The organism is Desulfobaculum sp., assembly GCF_054921475.1.
This window is the reverse complement of record NZ_JBUDSW010000178.1, coordinates 1-7,696: the sequence shown is the minus strand read 5'-3', so window position 1 is coordinate 7,696 and position 7,696 is coordinate 1. Positions and strand designations below refer to the sequence as shown.

7 protein-coding genes are annotated in these 7,696 nt (G+C 60.5%); all 7 read left to right on the top strand.

Annotated elements, in window-relative coordinates:
* Window positions 1–275 (top strand): hypothetical protein (locus ACY69P_RS11660; RefSeq protein WP_462327589.1); only part of this gene is annotated, 275 nt, incomplete at its 5' end.
* Between the two features lie 143 nt (window positions 276–418).
* On the top strand, window positions 419–3,871 hold the full coding sequence (gene dnaE / locus ACY69P_RS11655) for a DNA polymerase III subunit alpha (protein ID WP_462327588.1): 3,453 nt from the start codon (window positions 419–421) through the stop codon (window positions 3,869–3,871).
* Between the two features lie 39 nt (window positions 3,872–3,910).
* A complete protein-coding gene (queD, locus tag ACY69P_RS11650) occupies window positions 3,911–4,306 on the top strand; it encodes a 6-carboxytetrahydropterin synthase QueD (RefSeq protein ID WP_459900780.1) in 396 nt (131 codons plus the stop codon).
* A 2-nt stretch (window positions 4,307–4,308) separates the two neighbouring features.
* Window positions 4,309–4,773, top strand: a complete 465-nt coding sequence (gene dtd, locus ACY69P_RS11645) for a D-aminoacyl-tRNA deacylase (protein ID WP_462327587.1) — start codon at window positions 4,309–4,311, stop codon at window positions 4,771–4,773.
* 20 nt (window positions 4,774–4,793) lie between these two features.
* Entirely contained in the window at window positions 4,794–6,395 is a 1,602-nt protein-coding gene (locus tag ACY69P_RS11640) for an ATP-binding SpoIIE family protein phosphatase (RefSeq protein WP_462327586.1), read from the top strand.
* Window positions 6,377–6,718: an STAS domain-containing protein gene (locus ACY69P_RS11635; protein ID WP_404843604.1), complete on the top strand. Its 342-nt coding sequence runs from the start codon at window positions 6,377–6,379 to the stop codon at window positions 6,716–6,718. Before ACY69P_RS11640 ends, ACY69P_RS11635 begins: the two co-directional genes overlap by 19 nt.
* A 27-nt stretch (window positions 6,719–6,745) precedes the next feature.
* Window positions 6,746–7,696: FapA family protein (locus ACY69P_RS11630; protein WP_462327585.1), on the top strand; the 951-nt coding region annotated here is incomplete at its 3' end.

The following is a 7,696-nucleotide window of genomic DNA, read 5'->3' as shown; positions in this document are numbered from 1 at the left end:
GCAGTGGGAAGAAACAAGGCCAAAAGGCACAAAATGATGAAAATGCCGCGCATTATTGCCCCTTGCTGAAAGGTGAAAGGGGAACCGCCGTGAGCGAGGGGAGGAGGCAACGTGACGAGGGCAGGGGGCGTGTTCCAGCCTCCACAATGACAAAGCCACGGCCCGAAGGCAAGGCGCAAGCCCGCCCGAGGGCGAAAAGCCGTGCGCAGCAGGCGTTGGCGGGGTATGGAAAATTGCTCGGCGCGGAATTGGCGCGGCGGGGCGCGCCGTTGTAATGGCTTGAATTCAATGGCGAAAAAGGAGGGGTGTCCAGTAACGCCCCGGCAAAGCGGGTGTTTGTTGCCGGGGGCGTTTTCTGCTACCTCATGGCCGTACACAATCCACCAACGATCACAAATTTTCAGAGATACATATATCGATGTCCGATTTCGTCCATTTGCATTGCCACACGGAGTTCAGTCTTCTTGATGGCGCCATACGCCTCGGCGACTTGTGCTCCAAGGCCATAGAGTTTGGTATGCCCGCCGCCGCGGTGACCGACCACGGCAACATGTTCGCCGCTGCCAAGTTTTTTCAGGAAGCCAAAAAAAAGGGTGTGAAGCCCATCATTGGCTGTGAGGTCTATGTCTCCAAGGGGCCGCATACCAATGTCGAAGGGGCGGACGCGAAGAAGCGCTACCACTTGGTGCTCCTTGCGCAGAACCTTGTGGGCTATCACAATCTGTCCAAAATCGTCTCCGAGGGCTACCTGCGCGGCTTTTATTACAAGCCCCGCGTCAGCCATGAAATCCTCAAAAAGTACAGCGAGGGCATCATCGCCCTGTCCGCCTGCCTGCAGGGCGAGGTGGTCCAGCATGTGCTCCACGAGGGCATGGACAAGGCCATCGAAACGGCGCAGCTGTACGAAAACATTTTTCCCAACCGCTTTTACATTGAGCTTCAGGCCAACGGCCTGAAAGAGCAGGACCACGCCAATACCCTGCTGCGCGAGTTGGCGGGGCACACCAAGCTGCCGCTGGTGGCCACCAACGACTGCCACTACCTCACCGCGCAGGACCACGAGGCGCACGACATCCTGCTGTGCGTGCAGACCAACGCCTGCGTCAGCGATGAAAAGCGCATGCGCATCAACACGGACAAGCTGTATTTCCGTCCGCCGTCCGAGATGAAGGCCGCCTTTGCGGACTGTCCGGAGGCCATTGAAAATACGGTGCGCATTGCCGAGCAGTGCAACGTGGAAATCCGCATGGGCAAGTACTTCTTCCCCGTGTACGACGTGCCGCCCGGCAAGAGTCTGGACGACCAGATGTGCGACATGGCGCGCGACGGCCTGCGCGAGCGTCTGGAGAACCTGCCCTACGAGGTGGACGAGAAGGTCTATTGGGACCGCCTTGAGATGGAGCTGGGCGTCATCATGGAGATGGGCTTCCCCGGCTACTTCCTCATCGTGCAGGACTTCATCAACTGGGCCAAGCGCAACCGCATTCCCGTTGGTCCGGGCCGTGGGTCGGCGGCGGGGTCCATTGTGGCCTACGCCCTGCGCATCACCAACCTTGACCCCATGCCGTACAACTTGCTGTTCGAGCGCTTCTTGAACATCGAGCGCGTGTCCATGCCTGATATCGACGTGGACTTCTGCGAACGCCGGCGCGGCGAGGTCATCAAGTACGTGGGCGACAAGTACGGCCACGACGCTGTGGCGCAGATTACCACCTTCGGCACCATGAAGGCCAAGGCCGTCATCCGCGACGTGGGCCGCGCCCTTGGCCTGTCCTTCCCCGAGGTCAACGAGATCGCCAAGCTCATCCCCGAAGACCTCAAGATGACCATCGACAAGGCGCTGGACATGGAGCCGGAGCTGCCGGAACGCATGGAGAACGACTCCCGCGTTGCCAAGCTCATTGACATTTCGCGCCGCCTTGAGGGCATGCACCGCCACGCGTCCACCCACGCGGCGGGCGTGGTTATCTCCGACGGACCCATGTGGGACTATCTGCCGGTGTACAAGGGCAAAAAGGGCGAAGTTGTGGCCCAGTTCGACATGAAAAATGTCGAAAAGGTGGGCCTTGTGAAGTTCGACTTCCTTGGCCTGCGCACCATGACGGTGATTCAGGACGCCGTGGACATCATTGCCGAGCGCGGCAAGGAGCCGCCGGACCTTGATACCCTGGGCCTTGATGATCAGGAGACCTTTGACCTGTACGCCCGCGGCGACACCGACGGCATCTTTCAGGTGGAATCCGACGGCATGCGCAAGTACCTGCGTATGCTAAAGCCCAGCTGTTTTGAGGACGTTATCGCCATGCTCGCCCTGTACCGTCCGGGACCGCTGAGTTCCGGCATGGTTGAGGAGTTCATCAAGCGTAAGCACGGCGAGGTGGAGGTCGTGTATCCGCTGCCGGAGCTGGAGCCGGTGCTGCAGGATACCTACGGCGTCATCGTCTATCAGGAACAGGTCATGAAGATTGCGCAGGTGGTCGCCGGCTACACCCTTGGCGGCGCTGACCTGCTCCGCCGCGCCATGGGTAAAAAGAACGCCGAAGCCATGGCCGAACAGCGCGAAATCTTCAACAAGGGCGCGCTGGAAAAGGGCGTCTCCGCCGAGAAGGCCACCGAAATCTTTGACCTGATGGAAATGTTCGCGGCCTACGGCTTCAACAAGTCGCACTCCGCGGCCTACGCGCTCATTTCCTACCACACGGCCTACCTCAAGGCGCACTATCCGACGGAATTCATGGCCGCCATGATTACCTCGGAAGTGAACAACACGGACAAGGTGCTGAAATACATCGCCTCGTGCCGTGATATGGAAATTGAGGTGCTGCCGCCGGACGTGAACAGCTCCATGCGCCACTTTACCGTGCCGGCTGACGGGCAGGTGCGGTACGGTCTGGCGGGCATCAAGAACGTTGGCGACGAAGCCATCCGCGAGATTGTGGACGCCCGTCAGGAGGGTGGCCCCTTCAAGAGCATGCTGGACCTGTGCGAGCGGGTGAACCTGCGCAAGGTCACCAAGCGCGTGCTGGAGAATCTCATCAAGGCCGGCGCCATGGACGGCTTTGACGTGCCGCGCGCGGGCCTTATGGACGCGCTGGACCGGGTGGTCTCCGTGGCGCAGAAAAAGGCCAAGGACAAGAACTCCGGCCAGATGTCCCTGATGGCTGTGGCTGGCATGGAAATGCCCGCCCTGCCCGGAACGGGCATCCATACCGACGGCCCGCCCATTGAGGAATGGCCCGACGATGAAAAGCTGAAGCTGGAAAAGGACGCCCTCGGCCTCTATCTGTCCAGCCATCCGCTGCTTTCCTTCCGCCATGAACTTGCGCGCATGCGCCTGCCTAGCCTGCTTCAGGTGGCGGATTATGGTCCCGGCGCGGAAGTGCGCACGGCGTTTTTGGTAACGGGCCGCAAGGAACACATTACCCAAAAGGGCGGCAAGATGGCCTTTTTGGAGGTGGAGGACCTGACCGGTTCGGGCGAGGCCGTGGTCTTCCCCGAGGCCTACGCCAAAAACCGCGAAATGCTGGACTCCGAGCAGCCGCTTCTCTTCATCGGCAAGGTCAGTGACCGCGACGGCGGCCCGCAGGAAGAGGAAGGCGTGCCCAAGCGCGCCAAGCTCATCCTTGATGAGGTCAAGCTCCTTGCCGACGCCTTGGCGGGCAATCAGGAGCCTGTGATGCTGGTCATGGAGGCCGAACGCCTTACCGAGGATGGCCGCAAGCGCCTGAAGGACGTGCTGGCGCAGCACACCGGGCGCATCCCTGTGCAGATGCTGCTGCGCGTGGACCAGTACGAGTGCAAGCTCCAGCTGGGTCCCAAGTACAGTGTGACGCCCACCCGTGAATTTTGGAAGGATGTCGAGGTGCTGTAGCCCGGCACTCCCGACGACGAGAAAAAGGAACCAGACGATATGACGACGCAGAAAACTGGCAAGTGGCGCCTGACCGTGCGCACGGACTTTGCCGCGGCCCATCAGCTCCGCCACTATGAAGGCAAGTGCGAGCGTATGCACGGCCACAACTTTGGCGTTGAGGCCGTTGTGGAAGGCGGCGCTCTGCAGCCCAAGACCGAAATGCTCATCGACTTCAAGGTGCTCAAGACCATGCTGAAGGACATCCTTTCCGGGCTGGACCATTGCCACCTGAACGAGCATCCGGCGTTTACCGAGCACAATCCGTCCTCGGAGAACATCGCCCGCTTTATCTACAAGGAGATGGAGCAGCGTCTTGAGGGCAGCGGCGTGTGCATGAAGAGCATCACCGTCAGCGAAAAGCCCGCCCAGTCCGCGACGTACTTCGAGGAGTAGCCATGCGCCTGCATCTGCAACGTGTGCGAAACGCCAGCGTGGTCGTGGATGGCGAGACCGTGGGCGAGATTGGCAAAGGCCTGCTGGCCCTTGTTGGCCTCAGCCGCGACGACGGCCCGGACCTGCCGGGGACGCGTACCTGGAAGACCATGCTCGGCAAAATGCTGGACCTGCGCATCTTCCCCGACGAGGCGGACAAGCTGAACCTGTCCCTGCGTGACTATGGGGGCGAGATTTTGCTGGTGTCGCAGTTCACCCTGTACGCCGACTGCCGCAAGGGCCGCCGTCCGTCGTTTCACCTTGCGGCGCAGGGTGATAATGCCCTACAGTTGTATGAGCGACTTGTGTCCGATGTGCGCGGCATGCTCCCCGGCAAAGTGCAGGAGGGCCGCTTTGGCGCCATGATGGACGTGAGCCTGACCAACTGGGGACCGGTGACCATTTTGCTGGACAGCGAGGAGTTTTAGAGACGGTCCGGGAGGCCGCATTGGACGAACATACCGGTGGTGATGCCATACGCGTCCTCGTCATTGAGGATGAGGAGGACCTGCGAACCTCGCTGCGCGAGATGCTGGCGAACTTCGCCTACGCCGTAGAGGTGGCCGCCGATGGCGTGGAAGGCCTTGTGCGCTACACCGCGTTTCGTCCGCACATCATCCTGCTGGACATGAATATGCCCCGCCTTGATGGGTTTGGGGTTATCCGCCGCATCCGCGAAACCTACGGCGACGACGAGGTCAACATCACCATGATGACCTCGGCCAAGGCGCCGGAAAGTAAGATGCGGGCCTTTGGTTCCGGCGCCAACGACTTTTTGTACAAGCCCTTTGACCGCGCCGAGCTTTTGGCCCGCGTGGGCGTTGGCGCGCGGCAAGTGCGCCTGACGCGCCGCCTGCGCCGCGCGCGTGATGAAATGGGGCGCGAAATCGCCCACGTGGCGTCCCTGCAGGAGCGCCTGCTGCCGCAGGGCGATTCCACCGCACATTGCGCCGCCTGCGCGGACCTGCCGGGGGTGCACGTCTCCAATGTGTACCGCCCCTCTGGCCGCGCCAGTGGCGATTATTTTGACTACTTCACCACCCACGACGGCCTGCTGCGCGTGGTGGTGGCGGATGTGTCGGGGCATGGCGCGCGTGCGGCGTTTATCATGGGCATTGTGCGCACGCTGTTTCGCGTTTCGCGCGAGAGTGGGATGACGCTGGAGGACACCTTCGAGCAGATTAACCGCCACCTGTGCGACATCATCGGCAGCGAAGAGGATTTCGTCACGGTTTTGGCCGTGGACCTTGATGTGGAGGGGCAGTCGCTGTCCTATATCAACGCCGGACATTGTCCGGCATTTTTGCGCCACGGCGACAATGTTGACGAGTTGCCCGCCACGGCCAGTGTTCTTGGCTTTTTCCGTACTATGCCCTTTGCCGAGACGCGCCGGGATTTGCCGCCTTCCGGTGGCCTGCTGCTCTACACAGACGGGTTTTATGACTTTGAGCAGCTGGATGGCGGGTTTTTTGATTTTGACGCCTTTCGCGATGTGGTCCGGTACGTCACGTGCATGCGTGGCGATGTGCCGGAACTATTGCAGGCGCAGATAGCGCGCCGCAGCGGCAACGCCGCCACATGGCGCGACGACGCCACCGCCCTGTGGGTGGAGTTTGGCGTGCACGGCAAGGAGAAATTGTTCACCTGCGGCGCGAATCCTGAGGCCTCGCGGGCGTTGGTGAAGGATGCCATGCAGGAGCTTGCCGCTGTTTTGCATGACGGCAGTCTGTTGTATGATATGGAATTGGCGCTGACCGAGGCGTGCGCCAACGTGGTGGAGCACGCCTACTCCGGCACCGAGCCGGAGGGGGTTGCCGTGAGTGTGCGTATAGACCATGGCTCCGCCGTGGAGATGGACGTGATCGACACCGGCCAAGGATTTGAGCCGTCCGCCAAGGAGGACGTGCCACAGCCGCAGGCCGAATGCGGACGGGGACTGTACATTATGCGTAAGGTCATGGACGAGGTGCGCATTTGCTCCGGTCCGGGCAAGACCCTTGTGACGCTGAGGAAAACCATAGGGAAGGACGCATGGAAAACCTACAGATAGAAAAACGCAACAAGGCCGTGCTGGTGACCTGTTCCGGCGAGATTACCCTTGATGTGACGCCGCGCCTGCGGGAACGCATTGAGGCCGAACTTGGTGGCGGCGGGTACAGCTTCCTTGTGTTGGACCTGTCGGAAGTGCGGTTTATCGACAGCTCCGGCATTGGGTTTTTGGTGGCGCTGTCCACCCGCATTGAGGAGCAGGACAAGTCCTTCTACCTGCTGCGCCCGGGCGCTCAGGTGCTGAAAACACTGGAACTTGTTCAGCTGAAACGCTACTTCAAGATTCTGCGAAGCGACGAGGAACTTGCGGCACTGACCATCTAGCGACACCGGAACCAACAGGCAACGCCTATGCCGTACTATTTGCTGCATCATTTCGACCCAACATTCGACTATCAGAATTTGAAGCCACGGCAGCTTTCCGACGGCAATGTGGATTTCTACAACCTTGGCTACGTGCAAAACGTCCGCACCGGAGACCTGCTTGCCGAGTGGTGCGACGAGCCGCTGGACGACGACTCGGGCGTCATCCAATGCGTGTACGATGAGAAGGTTTTTCCCGCCGGAAAAAACACCGTCGTCGATCCGGAGAACCCGGACAGACTGCTTGCGGCGGCGGATGGTTACGTCTTTTACATGGACGGCTTCATCACCGTAAAGCGCACCCTCAATGTGCGCCGTGACGTTGATTTCCACACAGGCAAGATTTTCTTCCTCGGCAATGTTATCGTGCATGGCAGTGTGCGCTCGGGCTTTGGCGTGCAGGGCGTCAACGTCATGGTGAAGGACATTGTGGAGGGGGCCAGCATCCGCGCGGAGAATTCCATAGTCGCCGAGACGGGCATCAAAGGCGGCGGCAAGGCTGTGCTGCGGGCCAAGAACAATGTGCGCGCAGCCTTTGTGGAGAACGCCCAAATCCTTGCCGGCAAGTGCCTGCTGGTGGACGGCGCGTGTATGCACAGCGACGTCTACTCCGTGGGGCAGCTTGCGGTGAAGGGCATGCTTGTTGGCGGCAAGGCTGTCAGCTCGCGCATCATCTATGTGGAGGACCAGCTTGGTGGCGGTCTGTCCACGGAAACGGTGCTTATTGTGGGCTATGACGCCGCGCTGCTGCACAGGGTGAACGTGCTACGGCAGAAAATCATCGCCCTGAACGCCAGCATTGAGGAAAGCCGCCTCAAGCTCAAAAAACGCCATAACCTGCGTAGCGGTACGTTCCCCGAGCTTGCCAAGCAGGAAGATAAGCTCGAACGGCTCAAGGAGCGCCACCGCGCCGTGTGGAACGACATCAACAAGGTGCGC

What these genes read in the sequence shown, in the direction of transcription:
- ACY69P_RS11635 (WP_404843604.1), top strand. Translation starts at nt 6,377, where the DNA reads ATGGAAAACCTACAGATAGAAAAACGCAACAAGGCCGTGCTGGTGACC.
- dnaE (WP_462327588.1), top strand. Translation starts at nt 419, where the DNA reads ATGTCCGATTTCGTCCATTTGCATTGCCACACGGAGTTCAGTCTTCTT.
- queD (WP_459900780.1), top strand. Translation starts at nt 3,911, where the DNA reads ATGACGACGCAGAAAACTGGCAAGTGGCGCCTGACCGTGCGCACGGAC.
- dtd (WP_462327587.1), top strand. Translation starts at nt 4,309, where the DNA reads ATGCGCCTGCATCTGCAACGTGTGCGAAACGCCAGCGTGGTCGTGGAT.